Source organism: Conexibacter arvalis (assembly GCF_014199525.1).
Lineage (GTDB): Bacteria > Actinomycetota > Thermoleophilia > Solirubrobacterales > Solirubrobacteraceae > Conexibacter > Conexibacter arvalis.
In genome coordinates this window covers 238,508-256,142 of the sequence record NZ_JACHNU010000005.1, presented here as the reverse complement: position 1 = coordinate 256,142, position 17,635 = coordinate 238,508, and the positions used below count along the sequence as shown (strand labels likewise).

The 17,635-nt window shown below is 74.7% G+C and carries 18 protein-coding genes; 7 read left to right on the top strand and 11 right to left on the bottom strand.

The annotated features are described in order from the left end of the window. Window positions 1–24: 24 nt before the first annotated feature. From era to BDZ31_RS17725, 4 genes are read right to left on the bottom strand one after another with little or no spacing between them, the layout of a single operon-like run. Window positions 25–924 carry a GTPase Era gene (era, locus tag BDZ31_RS17740; RefSeq protein ID WP_183343691.1) on the bottom strand — a complete coding sequence of 300 codons (900 nt, stop codon included), beginning with the start codon at window positions 922–924 and terminating at the stop codon, window positions 25–27. Continuing rightward, complete coding sequence (gene ybeY / locus BDZ31_RS17735; RefSeq protein WP_183343690.1) at window positions 925–1,338, bottom strand: rRNA maturation RNase YbeY; 414 nt, start codon at window positions 1,336–1,338, stop codon at window positions 925–927. It lies immediately after the preceding gene. Window positions 1,339–1,351: 13 nt separating this feature from the next. After that, window positions 1,352–2,329: a PhoH family protein gene (locus tag BDZ31_RS17730; protein WP_343075621.1), complete on the bottom strand. Its 978-nt coding sequence runs from the start codon at window positions 2,327–2,329 to the stop codon at window positions 1,352–1,354. 38 nt (window positions 2,330–2,367) lie between these two features. Beyond that, window positions 2,368–2,799: a GatB/YqeY domain-containing protein gene (locus tag BDZ31_RS17725; RefSeq protein WP_183343689.1), complete on the bottom strand. Its 432-nt coding sequence runs from the start codon at window positions 2,797–2,799 to the stop codon at window positions 2,368–2,370. Window positions 2,800–3,036: 237 nt separating this feature from the next. Between BDZ31_RS17725 and BDZ31_RS17720 the strand changes: the two genes are divergently transcribed. Continuing rightward, on the top strand, window positions 3,037–3,522 hold the full coding sequence (locus tag BDZ31_RS17720) for a carboxymuconolactone decarboxylase family protein (protein ID WP_183343688.1): 486 nt from the start codon (window positions 3,037–3,039) through the stop codon (window positions 3,520–3,522). A gap of 49 nt (window positions 3,523–3,571) precedes the next feature. Here BDZ31_RS17720 and BDZ31_RS17715 read toward each other — a convergent pair whose 3' ends face one another. Next, window positions 3,572–4,918, bottom strand: coding sequence for an NAD(P)/FAD-dependent oxidoreductase (locus BDZ31_RS17715; RefSeq protein WP_183343687.1), 1,347 nt, complete (start codon window positions 4,916–4,918; stop codon window positions 3,572–3,574). An 81-nt stretch (window positions 4,919–4,999) separates the two neighbouring features. Between BDZ31_RS17715 and BDZ31_RS17710 the strand changes: the two genes are divergently transcribed. Further along, window positions 5,000–5,608 (top strand): GDSL-type esterase/lipase family protein, encoded by a 609-nt coding sequence (locus tag BDZ31_RS17710; protein WP_183343686.1) that lies wholly within the window; start codon window positions 5,000–5,002, stop codon window positions 5,606–5,608. Window positions 5,609–5,669: 61 nt separating this feature from the next. Here BDZ31_RS17710 and BDZ31_RS17705 read toward each other — a convergent pair whose 3' ends face one another. Genes BDZ31_RS17705 through BDZ31_RS17695 form a run of 3 tightly spaced genes read right to left on the bottom strand, consistent with a single transcriptional unit; the run spans window position 5,670 to window position 10,310 of the window. Then, a complete protein-coding gene (locus BDZ31_RS17705) occupies window positions 5,670–6,488 on the bottom strand; it encodes a 50S ribosomal protein L11 methyltransferase (protein ID WP_183343685.1) in 819 nt (272 codons plus the stop codon). Continuing rightward, on the bottom strand, window positions 6,485–7,609 hold the full coding sequence (gene dnaJ / locus BDZ31_RS17700; protein ID WP_183343684.1) for a molecular chaperone DnaJ: 1,125 nt from the start codon (window positions 7,607–7,609) through the stop codon (window positions 6,485–6,487). Before dnaJ ends, BDZ31_RS17705 begins: the two co-directional genes overlap by 4 nt. A 34-nt stretch (window positions 7,610–7,643) precedes the next feature. Continuing rightward, on the bottom strand, window positions 7,644–10,310 hold the full coding sequence (locus tag BDZ31_RS17695; RefSeq protein ID WP_183343683.1) for an Agd3-related carbohydrate-binding protein: 2,667 nt from the start codon (window positions 10,308–10,310) through the stop codon (window positions 7,644–7,646). Between the two features lie 155 nt (window positions 10,311–10,465). On the opposite strand from BDZ31_RS17695, the gene BDZ31_RS17690 reads away from it, so the two are divergent. Further along, window positions 10,466–11,293 (top strand): glycoside hydrolase family 191 protein, encoded by an 828-nt coding sequence (locus tag BDZ31_RS17690; protein WP_183343682.1) that lies wholly within the window; start codon window positions 10,466–10,468, stop codon window positions 11,291–11,293. Then, window positions 11,290–12,012, top strand: coding sequence for an endo alpha-1,4 polygalactosaminidase (locus tag BDZ31_RS17685; RefSeq protein ID WP_221243159.1), 723 nt, complete (start codon window positions 11,290–11,292; stop codon window positions 12,010–12,012). The genes BDZ31_RS17690 and BDZ31_RS17685 overlap by 4 nt, the downstream gene beginning before the upstream one ends. A gap of 12 nt (window positions 12,013–12,024) precedes the next feature. On the opposite strand, the gene BDZ31_RS17680 is transcribed toward BDZ31_RS17685, so the two are convergent. The 3 genes from BDZ31_RS17680 to BDZ31_RS17670 are packed head-to-tail and all read right to left on the bottom strand — an operon-like array spanning window position 12,025 to window position 15,295. Continuing rightward, window positions 12,025–13,338, bottom strand: a complete 1,314-nt coding sequence (locus BDZ31_RS17680; RefSeq protein ID WP_183343680.1) for a hypothetical protein — start codon at window positions 13,336–13,338, stop codon at window positions 12,025–12,027. Next, on the bottom strand, window positions 13,335–14,870 hold the full coding sequence (gene pelF / locus BDZ31_RS17675; protein ID WP_183343679.1) for a GT4 family glycosyltransferase PelF: 1,536 nt from the start codon (window positions 14,868–14,870) through the stop codon (window positions 13,335–13,337). The genes BDZ31_RS17680 and pelF overlap by 4 nt, the downstream gene beginning before the upstream one ends. Further along, a complete protein-coding gene (locus BDZ31_RS17670; RefSeq protein ID WP_183343678.1) occupies window positions 14,867–15,295 on the bottom strand; it encodes a hypothetical protein in 429 nt (142 codons plus the stop codon). The genes pelF and BDZ31_RS17670 overlap by 4 nt, the downstream gene beginning before the upstream one ends. Window positions 15,296–15,623: 328 nt before the next feature. Here BDZ31_RS17670 and BDZ31_RS17665 point away from each other — a divergent pair, with 328 nt between their 5' ends. From BDZ31_RS17665 to BDZ31_RS17655, 3 genes are read left to right on the top strand one after another with little or no spacing between them, the layout of a single operon-like run. After that, on the top strand, window positions 15,624–16,340 hold the full coding sequence (locus BDZ31_RS17665) for a sensor histidine kinase (protein ID WP_183343677.1): 717 nt from the start codon (window positions 15,624–15,626) through the stop codon (window positions 16,338–16,340). Further along, entirely contained in the window at window positions 16,337–16,990 is a 654-nt protein-coding gene (locus tag BDZ31_RS17660; protein ID WP_183343676.1) for a response regulator, read from the top strand. Before BDZ31_RS17665 ends, BDZ31_RS17660 begins: the two co-directional genes overlap by 4 nt. Then, a complete protein-coding gene (locus BDZ31_RS17655; RefSeq protein WP_183343675.1) occupies window positions 16,987–17,631 on the top strand; it encodes a response regulator in 645 nt (214 codons plus the stop codon). Before BDZ31_RS17660 ends, BDZ31_RS17655 begins: the two co-directional genes overlap by 4 nt. The last annotated feature ends 4 nt before the right edge of the window (window positions 17,632–17,635 follow it).

Genomic DNA, 17,635 nt, shown 5'->3' with positions numbered 1-17,635 from the left:
GTCCTGCGCGCGCTGACCGCGCGGCTACTCGATCCCCAGGCGGTCGAGCAGGCGCTCGTCGGTGCGCCAGCTCTTGCGGACGCGCACGGTGAGGTCGAGATGGACGCGCGTGCCGAGCTCGCGCTCCAGCTCTCTGCGGGCGGCGGTGCCGATCGCTCTGATCATCCGGCCGCCTCTGCCGATCAGGATCCCCTTCTGCGAATCGGTCTCGACCCAGGCGACGGCGCGGACGAAGATCAGGCCCTCGTCGGCGTCGTCGATCTCGGCGACCTCGACCTCGACCGCGTGCGGGACCTCCTGGCGGGTGCGGCGCAGCACCTGCTCGCGCACCAGCTCGGCGAGCAGCACGTGCTCGGCCTGGTCGGAGCGCTCGTCGGGCGGGAAGTAGAACGGGCCCTCCGGCAGCAGGCCGGCGAGGTGGTCGACGAGCGCCTCCACCCCCCGCCCCGCCCGCGCGGAGATCGGGAAGATCGCCTCGGCGACGTCGAGCTCGTCGGCGGCGTGCAGGACCGCCGCCGTCTCGGCCTTGCCGCAGCGGTCGATCTTGTTGACCGCGATCACGACCGGCTTCGGCGATCTCTTCAGCAGCGCGGCGATGAAGCGGTCGCCGGGGCCGATCCCCTGCTCGGCGTTGACGAGCATCAGCGCCGCGTCGGCGTCGCGCAGCTCGCTCTCGACCCGGCCCTGCATCCGCTCGGTCAGCACGTCGCGCGGGCGCTGGACGCCCGGCAGGTCGACGAGGATCAGCTGGTGGGCGGGGGTCGTGCGGACCCCGCGGATCGCGCGGCGGGTCGTCTGCGGCTTGTCGGAGACGATCGCGACCTTGGCGCCGACGATCGCGTTCGTCAGCGTCGACTTGCCGACGTTCGGCCGTCCGGCGAGGACGACGAAGCCGCTGCGGGTGGTGGGCTGCTCGCTGCTCATCTAGGGGCGGATCCACCGCAGCAGCTCGGCCTGGAGCGCGAGCATCTCGCCGTCGTCGACCTCGTGGTCCATGCCGGTCAGGTGCAGCGCCCCGTGGACGACCGCCTCGCTGAGGTCCTCGGTGTGCGGCGGGCAGATCACGACGTCGCCGAGCTCGCGCTGGTCGGGCGGGATCTGCTCCCACTCGCCGTCCTCCCCGTCGATCGGGAAGGAGAGCACGTCGGTCGGAGCGTCTCTGCCGCGGTGGTCGCGGTTCAGCACGCGGATCGTCTCGGCGTCGACGAACGCGACGGCGACGTGGCCGTCCTCGATCCCGGCTGAGGAGAAGGCGAGGCCGCACAGCTCCTCGACGTCGAGCGCGGTCAGGCCCTCCAGCTCCGCGTCATCGAGCCCGATGACCTCGACCTCCAGCATCGCCGCGGCGGCCCTACGCCCGCTTGCGGTCGGCGGGGCGCAGCTCGGGCGCGAGCCGCTGCTGGTGGTCGGCGTAGGCCTCGACGATCCGCTGCACGAGCTTGTGCCGCACGACGTCCTCGCCGCCGAACCTGACGAATCTGATCCCGTCGACGGTGTCGAGGACCTCCGCGACCGAGATCAGCCCCGAGCGTTGGTCGCTCGGCAGGTCGATCTGCGTCACGTCGCCGGTCACGACCATCTTCGAGTTGAAGCCGAGGCGGGTGAGGAACATCTTCATCTGCTCGGGCGTCGTGTTCTGCGCCTCGTCGAGGATGATGAAGGAGTCGTTGAGGGTGCGGCCGCGCATGAAGGCGAGCGGTGCGACCTCGATCACGCCGCGCTCGAGGTGGGCCGACACTCTCTCGGGGTCGATCATGTCGTGCAGCGCGTCGAACAGCGGCCGCAGGTAGGGGTCGACCTTCGCCATCAGGTCGCCGGGCAGGAAGCCGAGCCGCTCGCCGGCCTCGACGGCCGGGCGGGTGAGGATGATGCGGTTGACCTCGCGCCGGCTGAGCGCGGCCGCCGCCATCGCGACCGCCAGCCACGTCTTGCCGGTGCCGGCGGGGCCGACGCCGAACGTGATCGTGTTTCTCCGGATCGAGTCGACGTAGCGCTTCTGGTTGACGGTCTTCGGCGCGACCTTCGTTCTGCGGTGGCGCCAGACGACGTCCTCCAGCACGCGGCTGGGCGACTCGTGCTGCTGCAGCGCGCCCTGGATCGCCTGGATCGTGCCCGGCGCGATCTCGTGGCCGCGCGCGACGAGGTCGGAGACCTCGCGCACGACCTGCGTCGCCGCCTCGACCGCCTCCGGCGTGCCCTCCAGCGTCAGCACGTTGCCGCGCAGGTAGACGTTGCAGTCGAGGTTGCTCTCCAGCGTCCGCAGGACCTCGTCGCGCGTACCGGAGAGCTCCGCGGCGACCGCGTTGTCCAGCTCCAGCCTGCGCTTCACGGGCGCGTCCTGCGGCGACTCTGCGCGCGGGCCCGCCACTACGACGCCAGCGCCTCCCGCACGTGGGCCGACACGCGCTTGCCGTCGGCGCGGCCGCCGGTGCGCGCCATCGCCGCCTTCATCACCTGGCCCATCTCCTTCGGCGAGGAGGCGCCGGTCTCGGCGACGGCGTCGCGGACGATCGCCTGCAGCTCCTCGTCGGACAACTCGGCGGGGAGGTACGAGGCGATCAGCTCCGCCTCGCCGGCCTCTCTCGCCGCAAGCTCTTCGCGACCGCCGCCCGTGAACTGCTCGGCGGCGTCGAGCCGGCGCTTGCGCTCACGGCGCAGCACGGCCAGCTCGTCGCCGTCGCCCTCCTTCGCCGCCTTCTGCAGCTCGGACAGCAGCAGCCGGAGCGCGCCCACGCGGTCGCGCTCTCCGGCCTTCATCGCGGCGGTGATGTCGGATCTCAGTCGTTCGGCGACGGTCACGGTGTTCAAGGATAGCCGGAGGGGCGGCGACCCAGCGGGCCGGCGGCGGCCTTCGCGCGGCGGTCGCGGCCAGTCCGGCGCGGCGGTCGCGGGCCGCGCGGCGCGGCGGTCGCGGGCCCCGCGGCGCGGCGCTCGCGCGCGCCGCTCGCCGGCCGTCGCGACCGGCGCGCTTGGTTCGTGTCGACCGTGCGGGATTGGACCTGTCGAACGTCCCGTTCCGGGCCTAGTGTGAGGACCATGACCTCCACCGCTCCCCTCCCCTCGACCGCGACGGTCGTCCCGCGCGTCCGGATCGCCTCGCTGCCCGACGCCGCGCCTGACAACTACAAGGCGATGTTCGCCCTGGCGCGCAGCGTGAGGCTCGACGAGGAGCTGCGCCAGCTGATCGACATCCGCGTCTCCCAGATCAACGGCTGCGCCTTCTGCCTCGACATGCACCACGCCGACGCGCGCCGGATCGGCGTCGCCGACCGGAAGCTCGACACCGTCGCCGCGTGGCGCGAGTCGCCGTTCTTCACCGCGCGCGAGCGGGCCGCGCTCGACCTCGCCGAGGCGATGACGCGGCTCGCCGACGACGGCCACGTCGCCGACGCCGTCTACGACGAGGCCGCCGCGCAGTTCGGCGAGGAGCTGCCGCAGGTGCTGTTCGCGATCACCGTCATCAACGGCTGGAACCGGCTGATGGTGGCCGCGCAGACTCCGCCGCTCTCGTTCAGGGGCTGACGGCGCCCGAGCGGCGGCGCGGCGCGCCCGCGCCGCCGCCGCAGCGCTCTCACGCGCCGGCCGCCGTCCTCGCCGAGGTCGGCGGCGCGGCGGACGCGGCCGCGCCGGCGACGTCGCGCTCCAGCTCGGGCGGGTTGCCGATCTGGCCGAGCTCGGAGATGTCGCGCGGGAACAGCAGCGAGACGGTCCAGTCGACCAGCAGGCGCGACTTGCGATGCCAGCCCGGCATGTTCGCGAGGTGGTAGGTGCGGGCGAGGAACCACGCCGGGAAGCCGCGCCATCTGACGCCTATCGTGCTCGCGACCGCCTGGTGGCGGCCCATGTCGACGAAGACGCCCTTCGTCTTGTACGTGAACGGCCGCACCTTGCCGCCGGCGCCGAGCTCGGCCGCGACGTTGCGCGCGACCCGTCTCGCCTGCCGGATCGCGTGCTGGGCGGTCGGCGGCGCCGGCTGGCCGCGGCGCGCCGGGTCCTCGACGTCGGCCGCGTCGCCGATCGCCCAGACGTTGCTGTGTCCCGGCACGCGCATCGTCTGGTCGACCGCGATCCGCCCGCCTCTGCCGATCGGCAGGCCCAGTCTCGTGACGACCGGGCTGGGCTTGACGCCGGCCGTCCAGGCGCAGGTGCGCGCGGGGATCACCTCGCCGCCCTTCAGCGTCACCGAGCGCTCGTCGAGCGATTCGACCGTCGTGTTCGTGCGGATCTCCATCCCCCGCCCGCGCAGCTCGCGCTCGGCGAAGGCCGCCAGCCGCGGCGCGACCTCGGGCATCACCCGCTCCTTCGCCTCCACCAGCATGAAGCGGACGCCCTGGACGCGGCAGCGGGGATAGAGGTCGATCACGTCGGTGACGAAGTCCTGCAGCTCGGCGATCCCCTCCAGGCCCGCGTAGCCGGCGCCGACGAAGACGAACGTGAGGAACTCCGCCCGCTGCTCGGCGTCGTGGACCGTCTCGGCGATCTCCAGCATCGTGATCACGCGGTTGCGCAGCGCGATCGCCTCCGACAGCGTCTTGAAGCCGACGGCGTGCTCGGCGAGGCCGGGGATCGGCAGCGTCCGGGAGATCGAGCCCAGCGCGACGATCAGCTGGTCGTAGCGCAGCTCGTGGCGGCGGCCGTCGAGCGAGTCGACGATCAGCCGGTCGCGGTCGGGCTCGGCGCCGGTCACGTGGCCGAGCCACAGGTCGGTCCGCTTCAGCTGCTCGCGCAGCGGGACGACGACGTGGCGCGGCTCCAACGTCCCGGCGGCCGCGCCCGGCAGCAGCGGCGTGAACAGCATGAAGTTGACGTCGTTGACGAGCGTGACGCGCGCCGCGTGCTGCGGCAGCGTCTTCTCCAGCGTGCGCGCCGCGTAGTAGCCGCCGAAGCCGCCGCCGGCGATGACGATGTCCCAGGCCATGTCGGGCCTATGCCCGCTGCGCGCGGTGGCGCAACGTCGAGCTGTGCGGCGCCGGCGGCGCCGATCTGGTTGGCTGCTCGCATGTCCGACCGCTGCGTGCTCTTCTTCGGCGACTCGTTCACCGCCGGCGCCGGCGACCCGACCGCGCTCGGCTGGGTCGGCCGCGTCGCCGCCGCCTGCCAGCCGCTGACCGCCTACAACCTCGGGGTCCGCGGCGAGACCTCGGTGCAGGTCGCCGCCCGCTGGCAGGGCGAGGCGTGGCCGCGCCTGCGCGGCGACGCCGCCCACGGCGTCGTCTTCGCGGTCGGCGCCAACGACGCCTGCGGCGATCCCGCCGACGACGACCCGCCGCGGGTCGATCCCGGCCACTCGGCCGCGACCCTCGCCGAGCTGCTCGAGGGAGCCGCGCTGATGCGCCTGCCGGCCTTCGTCGTCGGACCGGTCCCGGTCGGCGAGCCGCACGCCGACGGCCGCGTGCTGGCGCTCGACGACGCCTTCGCGAGGCTGTGCGGCGCGCGGGGGCTCCCGTACGCGGCCGTCGCGCCGGCGCTCTCGGCCGATCCGCTGTGGCGCGAGGAGGCGCACGCCGGCGACGGCTCGCACCCGGCGGCCGCCGGCTACGCGCGCCTCGCCGAGCTGGTCCTCGCCGGCGGCTTCCGCGACTGGCTCGAGGCGCACGTGACGGGATGAGGTGCGATCACTGGTCGCTCAGCGACCGGAAATCGCACCTCATCGGCCGGCGGCGGCGCGGTCAGGGAGCCCGCAGCAGCAGCGCCGCCCACTCGCCCAGCTCGCGGCGGTCGCGCTCGACCAGGCCGTGGCGGTCGCGGAAGGCGTCGGCGATCTCGTCGGCCTCGTGGACCAGCAGCCCCGAGGCGATCAGCGTCCGCGGCGGATCGACCAGCGTCGCGCACCAGTCGAGCAGCAGCGGGCGCAGCAGATTGGCGAGCGCCGTCGGCGCGACCGGCATCAGCTCCCTGCGCAGGTCGCCCTGGCGGACGTCGAGCGCGACGCCGTTGACGGCCGCGTTGTCGCGCGTCGCCGTGACGCTGAGCGGGTCGTAGTCGACCGCGACGACCGGCTCCCAACCCAGTCTCGCGGCGGCGATCGCGAGCACGCCGGAGCCGCAGCCGACATCGACGAGCGGACCGCGCTCCCCGCCCTCGTCGGCGAGCGCGACGAGCAGCTCGAGGCAGAGCCGGGTCGTCGCGTGCGAACCGGTCCCGAACGCCTGCGCCGGGTCGATCACCAGCTCGACGTCGGCGCCGAGCGGCCGCTCCCACGGCGGTCGCACCGCCAGCCGCGAGCCGAGCACGAGCGGCGTGTGGAACGCCTTCCAGCGCTCGTTCCAGTCGTCGGGCAGCTCGCTGGAAGTCACCTCGACGAGCGCGCCGCCGATCGCGACCTGCAGCTCGGGTAGCGCCGGCAGCTCGCCGGGCGGGCCGTAGACGGCGTACTCGACCGTGTCGCCGTGGTCGACCTCCTCGACGCCGCTCGGCGCCAGCTCGAGCAGCTCGGCGAGCGCGACCTCGGCGTGGGCGCGCTCGACTCTCAGCGCGAGCCGGATCATCCGCCGAAGGCGCGCTTGAGCTTCGAGAAGACGCCTTCCTCCTCGGAGCCAAGGTTGTCGTCGCCGAGCGTCGCGGCGAGCCGCTCCAGCAGCTCGCGCTGCTCGCCCGACAGCCGGCGCGGGATGACGACGTTGACGACGACGCGCAGGTCGCCCCTGCGGCCGCGCCGCAGCGCCGGCATCCCTCTGCCGCGCAGCGTCAGCGTCTCGTTCGGCTGGATCCCCGCCGGCACCTCGAGCGTCTGCGGGCCCTCCAGCGTCGGCACCTCGATCGCGGTGCCGAGCGCGGCGAGCGGAGCCGAGACGTCGACGACGGTGACGAGGTCGTCGCCGTCGCGCACGAAGCGCTCGTCCGCGCGGACGCGCACGAGCACGTAGAGGTCGCCGGGCGGGCCGCCATGCTCGCCGGCGTGGCCGCGGCCGGAGAGGCGGATCCGCTGGCCGTCGGCGATGCCGGCCGGCACGTCGACGCTGACGGTGACGCGCTCGACGCGGCGGCCGCGGCCGCCGCAGGTCTTGCACGGCGAGGTCGGGACCCTGCCGTCGCCGCCGCAGGTGTCGCAGACGGTCGCGCGCACGACCTGGCCGAACGGGGTCCGTGTGACGGCGCGCAGCTGGCCGGTGCCGCCGCAGCGCTCGCAGGCCTCGATCGGCGTGCCGGGCTCCGCGCCGTTGCCGTGGCAGGTCTCGCAGCGCACGACGGCGTCGTAGGAGACCTCGGCGGACGTGCCGGTCGCCGCCTCGGCGAGGTCGATCGTCGCCGTCACGGCGACATCGCCGCCTTGGACCGGGCCGCCGCGGCCGGCGCCGCCGCCGCCGAAGACGTCACCGCCGAAGAAGGCGTCGAAGATGTCGGAGAAGGAGCCGAAGCCGCTCGGCTGGAAGCCGCCGTTGCGGAGGCCGTCGGCGCCGTAGCGGTCGTAGGTGGCGCGGCGCTCGGGGTCGGAGAGGACCTCGTAGGCCTCGGCCGCCGCCTTGAACTTCTCCTCGGCCTCCGGGTCGTGGCTGTTGACGTCCGGGTGCAGCTCGCGCGCCAGCCGCCGGAATGCCTTCTTTATCTCGTTCGCGTCGGCGTCGCGCGCGACGCCGAGACGCTCGTAGTAGTCGCTCGCCGTGGGCACCCCTCCATGGTATGTGACCGGTGAGCGAGGGGTCTCAACGCCGCGGGCCGGCGGCCGGACGTCTGCCCTTGGCGCCCGGGCGTCTCCCCTTGCCCGTGTGCCCGGGGTGGCGCGGCCGGCAGACGCGCACCGTCACGACCCGCCGTCTCCCTCTCGGCCCGCGCACGACGCGGCGGCGCTTGACGCACTTCTTCTTGGCGCTCGCCTTCTTCTTCTTGACGGCTCTTCTCGGCGCGGCTCTGCCGAGCGAGACCGGTGCTCTGGCCGCCGGCGGGACGACGACCGGCGGCGGCGCCGAAGGGCCTCCGCTCCCGGGCGGCGTCGTCGTCGGCGGCGTCACGGGCGGCGTGACCGGCGGGGTCACGGGCGGGCTGACCGGCGTGCCCGGCCACGGCGCCACGGCGACGTGGGCGCTCGTGCCGGGCGGAGCGCTCGCCCACCCCGAGCGGGTCCCGCCGTAGGCCTCGCCGACCTCGGTGCCGCTCAGCGGCAGCGAGACGGCGCTTCCGCCGCTGTTGACGATCGTGACCCTGTCGCCCTCGATGTAGCCGCGGACCTGGCCGGCGCCGGCGGCCCCCCACGCGTCCTGGCGCGCGATCAGGTCGGCGATGCCGGCGTGCGACAGCTGCACGATCGGGGCGTTGGCCGCGAAGTATCTGGCGTAGTCGGCGAGCACGGCGTCGACGATCGGGTAGAGCACCCCGCCGCCGGGCTCGGCCGTCCGCGCGATGTTGCTCTGGTGGAAGTAGTGCGGCCGCGGGTCGTTGCCCATCATGTGGCCGAAGATCCGGGATGCCTCGCCGTTGCGGACGTCATCCCAGGTCGCCGGCTGCGTCAGGCAGGTCGTGACCGCCGTGTTCACGCAGGCGCCGCCGAGCGACGGCGGCAGGTAGAGGTAGTTGAACTCGTCGAGCAGCTGCGCCTCGGTCGCGACGTTGTAGTAGACGTTGGTCGGATAGCGCGGGACCGCGCGCGCCGGCCCGGCGAGGAACGAGGCGCCGGCCGGCCACTGCGGACCGGAGGTGGCGCTGGGGTCCTGCGGGTACGGCTTGGAGGCGTCGCTCGCGATCGAGGTGACGCCGGTGTCGCCGAGCGCCGCGACGAAGGCCGGGTTCCCGCCGTACGGGTCGATCCGGGCGCCGTTGGCAGCCGGCGGCGCGCCGCCGCTGCCGGCGCCGCCGGTGTCGGTGAAGGAGATCGCGATCGGGCCGGCGTCGGTGAAGGCGCCCGCCGGCTGCGGCAGCGACCCCACCAGCGTCCACGGACCCGCCGGCGAGGGGCGACGGTAGACGCGGTAGGAGACCGCGTGGCAGATCGCCTCCCACGAGAGCGCGACCGAGCCGGTCGCGCCGGTCGTCGTCACCGTCGTCGTCGAGCCGGTGCTCTCGCCGTTTCTCGACAGCGCCGTGACGCTGTAGTCGTAGCTGCCGGCGGCGAGCGTGCCGCCGGTCGCCGCCGGCGTCGCCTCGTCGAGGAACGGCGGGTCGATCGTGCCCGGGTTGCCCGGCACGAGGTTGGCGAGGCCGGAGTGCTCGCCGGTGACCAGCTCGGCCGGGTTGACGGGCAGGCCGTTCTGCTGCGCCCAGCTTGTGTTGGCGGCGATCTGGTTGGCGATGAACGGCCGGGTCGAGCAGTCGAGGTTCGGGTGGTCGAGCGTGTGGTTGATCCAGCCGAACCGGTTCTTGACCGCCTGGAAGGCCGGCAGGAGCGGATCCGAGCCGCGCGCGGCCGCCTCCGCGATGCTGCCGCCGCCGTTGAAGACCATGTCCATGCGGATGCCGGTCGCGCTGGTCCAGTTCGACAGGCGGGTCACGTCGGCCGCCGTCATGCGGATCGCGGCGGCGGGGTCGTAGTTGGTCTGGTTGGTCGCGATCTCCCAGCTGTCGTCGGGCAGGAAGACGTCGTCGATCTGGAGCTCGAGGAAGTTCCGCTGCAGGCCGAGGTAGGTGCCGCGCGTGACCCACTCCAGCTGACCGTGGCGCAGCAGCCACGAGTGGAGCTGGAACTGGTTCCCATCGAAGGTCTGGACCATCTCCTCGCGGCCGTCGGGATGGTTCAGCACGCCGACGAGCGCCGAGCCGTTCGGCCCGGCGAGCGCCGTCTCGAATCTCGCCCCGGCGAGCGGGGTCGCCTGGTGGCCGAAGGCGCCCGCGGCGATCGTGACCGGCCCTCTCAGGTACGGGAACAGCTGCGCGCCGCGGGCGGTGAGGTTCCCGACCTGCCCGCCCATCTCGCCGGAGAAGGTCGGGGCGTTGAGGCCGTACGCGGCGCTCGGGAAGGCGTACGCCGTCAGCTGGCGGACGTGGAAGGCCTGCTCGTAGGCCTGCAGCGCGCCCCACTCCTCGGTCGACAGTGCGGAGGTGCAGTTGGCGCCGTTGGCGTCGCAGATCGGCAGGCCGCCGACCGCGACGATCACCGCCTGGTACTTCGCCTCCTGGGTGCCGTCGGCGAGCGTGCTCGACAGGGTCGACGCCGTGATCGGCGCGTGGCCCGGTCTCGCGACGAGCGCGTCGAAGGGGACGCCCTCGCGCCGCAGCTGCGCCTGCCAGGCCGTGAACGAAGGCTCGCCGCCGGTCGCGCCGAGCAGGAGCACCCGCATGTCGATCCGCTGCGCCGCCGCGGTCGCCGGGGAGGCGGTCAGCGCCAGCGTGCCGGCGATCGTCAACGCGCTGACGGCGAGCGCGAGCGTCTTCGTCCACATGTCCCTCCGCTCCTTCGATCGGGGACGTCCGCAGTCTCGACCAAACGGCCGCGTGTCCCAATGGGCCGCGTGGCGGATTGTGCGTTCATCCGATTGAACGCCGCGATCGCTGTGTTACCGTCGGTTCGCTCGGCACTGCCGACCTGGAGGTGCAGATGAGCGCGAACCATCCGGCCGCGGGCGACGACGCCCGCGCGCGGCGCGCGCAGGCGCTGCGCGCCGCCCGGCGCTGGGCTCCGGTCCTCGGCGCGGAGCCGGACGCCTGCGACCTCTCCGGCTACGACCTGGTCGTGATCGACGGCGTCGGCGAGCGCGGCGGCGACCGCCGGCGCGTCGCCGCGGCGCTCGCGCGGCTCGTGCCGGACACGCTCGTGCTCTCCTACCTCTCGGTCGGGACGGTCGAGGCGTGGCGCCCGTACGCACCGCGCGTGCCGGCCGCCTGGCAGCTGGAGCCGGTCCCCGACTGGCCGGACGAGCGCTACGCCGACGTGCGCGCGCCGGGTTGGCGCACGCTGATGGCGGAGCAGGCCGCCGCGCTCGCGGCGGCCGGGTTCGACGGCCTCTACCTCGACAACCTCGACGTCGCCGAGGACCACCCGCCGCTCGCCGACGCGCTCGTCGAGCTGGTCGCGGCGCTGCGCGCGGCCGCGCCGTCGCTGCTGCTGGTCGCGCAGAACGGCCTCGCCGTCGCCGACCGGCTGCCGATCGACGGCATCGCCCACGAGGACGTCTTCTGGCGGTGGGAGGATGGCTACGTCGCCTCCCCGCCCGCGGAGACCGCGGCGCTGCTCGCCGGCCTGCGGCGGCTGCGCGACCGCGGCCTCCCGGTCTTCACGCTCGACTACGCCGCGCCCGGCTCGCCCGGCGCCGCCGAGGCCGCTCAGCGCTCGCTGGCGGAGGGCTTCCACCCCGCCGTCAGCGTGCTCGAGCTCGACCGTCCGCCCCACCTCGCCGAACCGGTCCGGAGCGAGACGTGGCGCTGATCGCGCTCGTGCTCGCGGCGCTCGTCGTGCGGCCGCCCGCGGACGCGACCTGGCAATGGCAGCTGCAGGGGCCGATCGACCGCTCGGTCTCCGCCCGGGTCTACGACGTCGACGGCTTCGAGACGAGCGCCGCCGAGGTCGCGCGGCTGCACCGCGACGGGCGCTACGTCGTCTGCTACATCAGCGCCGGAGCGTGGGAGCGCTGGCGGCCCGACCGCGACCGCTTCCCGGCCGCGACGCTCGGCAAGGGCAACGGCTGGCCGGGCGAGCGCTGGCTCGACGTGCGCCGCCTGCGCCAGCTGGCGCCGGTCCTGCGGGCGCGGATCGCGATGTGCGCGCGCAAGGGCTTCGACGCCGTCGAGCCCGACAACGTCGACGGCTGGACCAACGACACCGGCTTCCCGCTCACGGCGCGCGACCAGCTCGCCTTCAACCGCTGGCTGGCGCGCACGGCCCACCGCTTCGGCCTCGCGGTCGCGCTCAAGAACGACCTCGAGCAGGCGCGGGCGCTGCAGCCGAGCTTCGACTTCGCGATCGTCGAGCAGTGCTTCCAGTACCGCGAGTGCGAGCGGACGCGGCCGTTCCTGCGCGCCGGCAAGGCCGTCTTCGACGCCGAGTACGCGCTCCCGCCCGCGCGCTTCTGCGCCGAGGCGCGCCGGCTGGGGATCAACGCGATCCGCAAGCGGCTCGACCTCGGCGCCTGGCGTCGGACCTGCTGAGATCGAGCCGCGTCACTGGATCCACAGCGCCGTCGCGAGCATGCGGCCGGGGAAGCGCAGCACGCCGACCAGCGGCGCCAGCGCCAGCAGCGTGCCGACCGTCCCGCCGGCGATCAGCCCGGCGCCGGCGAGCGGCGCGCCCAGCGACGCGCTGACGAGCAGCTCGACGACGAGGCTCGTGGCGGCCGAGAAGAGCGCCCACCGGACGTAGCCGAGCGACTCCAGCAGGCTGACGAACATGCAGACGAGCGCCGCGCAGCCGAAGGCGACGAAGAGGCTGACGTCGTCGGTCCCCGAGGTCCAGCTCGATATCGCCAGCACCAGCAGCGACAGCACGACCGTGATCCCGATCAGGCGGAACAGCGCCGCCAGCACCAGCTCGGTCGCCGGCCCGCGCAGCATCGAGGCGCTCGCGCGCGACAGCTCGACGCCGCGCAGCCCGCGCGGGACCTCGTCGTGGAAGCGCCACAGGTGGTAGCCGCCCCAGAAGCTGCCGACGACCGACGGGACGAGCGCCAGCGCCGGGAAGGCGCCGTGGATCCCCCAGCCGAGCGTCGGATCGCTGATCAGCAGCATCCCCAGCAGCGCGCCGATCAGGCCGGCCGCCAGCGCGCGGCCGACCCGCCCGGGCGGCGCGAGCGCGAACCCGGGCGCGGTCGCGACGGCGGCGGCGCCGGTCGCGACCGTCGCCGCGGTGAGGACGGCCAGCGAGCCGATCGCGGGCAGCCCGCAGATCAGCCCGATCGTCGCGGCGATCAGCAGCGCGGCGTAGGCCGGCCCCCAGCCGCGCCGCGTGAGCAGCGTCCCCCCTGCCCACACCCCGACGAGCATCGCCGCGACCGGGCCGGCGGTCGGCACGGCGATCACGCACGCCTCCACCACGGTCACGGCGAGCACGAAGGCGAACCAGTCCTCCTTCAGGCAGACGAGGCCGGCGCGCCGGCTCAGGTAGCGGCTGCGGATCGCCCACTGGAGCGCGAGCGTCACCGGCAGCGCGATCCGCAGCGCCAGCTCGAAGGCGGGGTCGCCGATCGCCGCGCTGAGCGGTCCCGCCCACGCGGCGATCGCGAGGATCGCGGTCAGCAGGCCGACGCCCTCGGCGACGACCGACTTGCGGCCCTCGGCCGAGGTCGGGCGCCACCGCCGCGGGTCGGAGGAGCGCAGCGCCGGCAGCACGACGCGCGGGCCGAGCCGCAGCGCCGTCTCGGCCGACATCCCGCCCCACGCCTCCAGCACGACGGCCGCCTCCAGCATGTCCTGCGGCGTGCGGCCCAGCCGCGCCCGGACGACCGCGCCGGCGCCGTCGGTGCCGGGCTCGACGCTCATCGGCGCGCCTCGGAGGCCTCGTCGAGCAGCTGGCCGATCAGCGCGCGGTAGCGGTCGAGGCAGAGCGCCTGGGTGTACTCGCCGCAGACGCGATCGAAGGCGCGGCGGCCCATCCGGCCCGCGAACTCGCGGTCGCCGAGCAGCATGACGACGCCGCTCGCGAGCGCCTCGACGTCGCCGGAGGAGGCGATGATCCCGCAGCCGTGCAGCACGTCCGGCACGCCGCCGACGCCGGTGGCGACGACGGCGCGCCCCTGCGCCATCGCCTCGAGCACCGCCATCGGCATCCCCTCGGAGATGCTCGTCAGCAGCACGACGTCGGCCTCGCGCAGCACCTCGTCGGGCGTGCTGGTCTGACCCATGAAGCGGAAGCGGCCGTCCAGCCCGAGCCGTACGCGCAGCCGCTCGCACGCTGCCGCGTACGCCTCCTGGCCGGCGGTCGGAGCCCCCCAGTACTCGAACTGGACGTCCGTCATCCGCCGGCCGACCTCGGCCGCGACGCGGAGCATCGTCTGGACGTCCTTGAGCGGGTCGATGCGGCCGATCGAGACGACCTTCCTGCGCCCCGGCGACGAGATGAAGGCGCGCGGCGCGGGGATGCCGTTGTGGATCACGCAGACCTTGCGCGGGTCGACCCCGAGCCCGACCTCCCACGCCGCGTTCGCCTCCGTCACCGGCGCGATCACGTCGGCGGCCGCGTAGGTGGCGAGGCTGAGGCCGCGGGCGAGGCGGGTCGAGAGGAAGCGCTCGCCGGCGCTGGCGCCGCCGCGCGCGGCGGCGAGGTACGCCTCCCGCACGTAGACGCCGTGCTCGGTCAGCAGCAGCGGCGTGCCCGCGACGTGGCGGTCGACGAGCGCGGGGATCGCGGCCCATCCGGCCGCGGTCACGTGCAGCACGTCGGCGGGCGGCGTCCGCACCGCTGCGGTGCGCGCCACCCAGTAGAGCTGCTGGTAGAGCGTCGCGGCGTCGACGGCGTCCAGCTCGGGCGGCGGCGCGATGTCCGGGTGGCGCTCGGCGACGACCCGCTCCAGCTCGGCGACGAACCGGTCCCACGCGTCGATCGAGCGGAAGGTCGGCCGCAGCATGTCGGGGTGGGCGCGGCACCACGCGAGCGCGTCGAGCAGCAGCGCGTCGTCGCGGCGCCAGCCGATCAGCGTGCGGGCGAGCTCGGCCGGCAGCCCCGGGCGCGCGCCGCGGCGCCGGCCGGAGTTCCAGCGCCGCGGCGGCATCTGCTCGGACCAGACCTCGATCCGGCCCGCCAGCGCGACATGGGGCGCCAGCTCGAACAGCTGAACGGGTCGGCGGCCGCCCGCGTGGATGGGGAGGATCCGCCACGTGAACTCGGGCAGGCCGCCGACCACGACATGGCACCAGGAGCTGACCCCGCCGACCGCGAACGGGTAGGTGCCCTCGGTCGTCATCAGGACGCGGGGCGCGCGCGTCCGGCGGACGACCGGCGCGCGCGCCGCGCCGGCGGTCGCGTCGAGGACCGCGGTCTGCGCCCGCTCCTGCAGCGACGCGGTCGCCGTCACGGCGCGCCCTCGTCGGTGCGCTCGTCCGCCGCGGTCTCCAACGGCGTCGGCGCGGCGAGCGCTTCCAGCCGGCCGCGGATCTGCGCCATCGCCGCCTCGACCTCGCGGCAGGCGTCGACGAGCGCGGCGCGCAGCAGCTGGCATTCGGTCAGCAGCTCCCACGACTGGTCGTCGGTCGCCGCGACCTGCTCGCCGCGGGGGACGAGGTCGCGGATCCGCTCCTCCCACGACCGCGCCTCGCCGGCGCGCGCGGCGCGGATCTCCAGACGCGCGTTCTCCTCGCGCAGGAGCGCGACCTCGGCCTCCAGCTGCTCGACGAGATCGGCGCCGCCGCCTCCGCCGCGCAGCCACCGGCCGCGTCGCGACCGCGTCGGAGCCTGAGCGGGGGCGCCGGCCCCGCTCGCGTCGACCCTCCTGGCTTCCATGGTTCGGCGTCACCTCCGGTGGAGGACTCGATGAAGTCCGCTCATCGGTCGAGCGCCCAGTGTCGACGGTCGCACCGGAAGGTCCAATGGGCCGCGTGTCCCATCTCGCGTTCAGCCGCTGAACGGCCCGCCGGGGACTGGCCGCGACGGCCAAATCGACGGGGCAGTTTGGGCCATCGCAGCCCACCTTCGTATGGATCGCGTGACGATGCCGGAGCGCGCTTCCAGCGGGCGCGGGGCGCGCGCTACGGTGGCTCGGCAGGTTGCCGGCCACCGAATCTGCTGTCCGCGACCAGACCTCACGGCGGAGGTCGAGGGATCTCGAGTCATGGCAAGACGACTGCTAGGCGGTCGGGCCCGACATGCGCAGGGGAGTCGCCCCGACGATCGGCGACCGACACGAAGGCGGCGCCCGCCGCCGACACGCGCCGCGCGCCGGCGCCGCCGCGACCCGGTCGCGGCCGCGCTCGCCGAGCAGCGGCGCGAGATCGCGCGCGACGTCCACGACGGCGTCGCGCAGGAGCTGGCGTTCATCGTCTTCCAGCTCGACCGGCTCCCGTCGCGGGCCGACGACGAGCGCGCGCTGCTCGAGCTGCGCGCCGCCGCGCGCCGCGCGCTGCGGGAGGCGCGCCTGACGATCGACGAGCTGCGGGCCGCGCGCGAGCTGCCGCTCTCGCAGCTGCTGGAGGAGGAGGTCAGCTCGTTCGAGTCGCGCTCGGGCGTCGCCGTCGACCTGCGCCTCGAGCTCTCCTGCGACGTCGACCGCGACCGGCGGATCGCGGTCCTGCGCATCCTTGGCCAGGCGCTCGCCAACGCCGCCGACCACGGCGCCGCCCGGCGCGTGCGCGTCCACGTCCACGCGCGCGACGACCGCGTCGCGCTGAGCGTCGCCGACGACGGCGCCGGCTTCGCCTCCGCGGCGGCCGCGGGGTCGCACGGCTGGGGCATCCTGTCGATGCGCGAGCGCGCCGAGCTGCTCGGCGGCAGCTTCAGCGTCGTCTCCGCCCCCGGAAGGGGGACCGAAGTGGCGGTGAGCCTGCCGTGAGCGACCCGCTGCGGGTTCTGCTGGCGGAGCGCCAGCCGATCACGCGGCTCGGCATCCGGATGGCGCTGGAGCGCGACGGCATCACCAGCGTCGTCGAGGCGAGCGACGCCGCCGGCGCGCTCGCCTGCGCGCGCCAGTGCCAGGTCGACGTCTGCCTGCTCGACGTCGGCCTGCCGGGCGGCGCGCTCGCGGCGGTCGCCGCGATCGCCGCCGCGGCTCCGCGCACGCGCGTGATCATGCTCGCCGCCAGACGGGCCGACGACGAGCTGATCGCGGCGCTGCGCGCCGGCGCGATCGGCTACCTGCTGAAGGACATCGGGCCCGATGAGCTGGTCCGCGCCGTCCACGGCGCGGTCCACGGCGAGGCGCCGCTGTCGAGCGAGCTGACGGCGCGGATCGTCGAGGAGCTGCAGACGCGCAGCGGCGCGCGCCGGGTGCGGGCGGCCGACGGCGCCGTCGTGACGCTGTCGCCGCGCGAGGCCTCGGTGCTGGAGCTGCTGCGCCGCGGGCTCACGACCAAGCAGGTCGCCGACCGGCTCGGCCTCTCCCCCGTGACCGTCCGCCGGCACGTCTCCGCGACCGCCCACCGGCTCGGCGTCGGCGACCGCGACGCGGCGCTGCGGCTGACGCGGGAGGCCTCGCCGCCGTGAGCCGGCCGATCACGACGGTGCTGATCGAGGACCACACGCTCTTCCGCGCCGGGCTGCGGGAGCTGCTGGAGGAGCACGGGATCGCGGTCGTCGGCGAGGCGCCGACCGTCGCGAGCGGCGTCGAGCAGGTCGAGCGCCACGCCCCGGACGTCGCGATCGTCGACCTCAGCCTGCCGGACGGGTCGGGCATCGACGCGATCCGGCGGCTGGCCGACGACGCGCCGGCGACCGCCGTCCTCGTCCTGACCGTCTCCGAGGCCGAGGAGGACCTCACCGACGCGGTGCTCGCCGGCAGCCGCGGCTATCTCCTGAAGGACGCCTCTGTCGAGACGATCGTCGGGGGCGTCCGCGCGGTCTGCGCCGGCGAGGCGATCCTCTCGCCGCGCGTCGCCGCCACGCTGCTGGCGCGGATGCGCGCCAGCAGCCGCCCGGCCGACGCCCACTGCGACGCCCGCCTGTCGCCGCGCGAGCGGGAGGTGCTGCGGCTGGTCGCCGACGGCGCCGACAACGCCGCGATCGGCCAGCGCCTCTACATCAGCCCGCACACGGTCAAGAACCACATCTCGAGCATCCTCGCCAAGCTCCACGTCGCCAACCGCATCCAGGCGGCCGTGCGCGCGGTCCGCGACGAGCTGCTGTGAATCC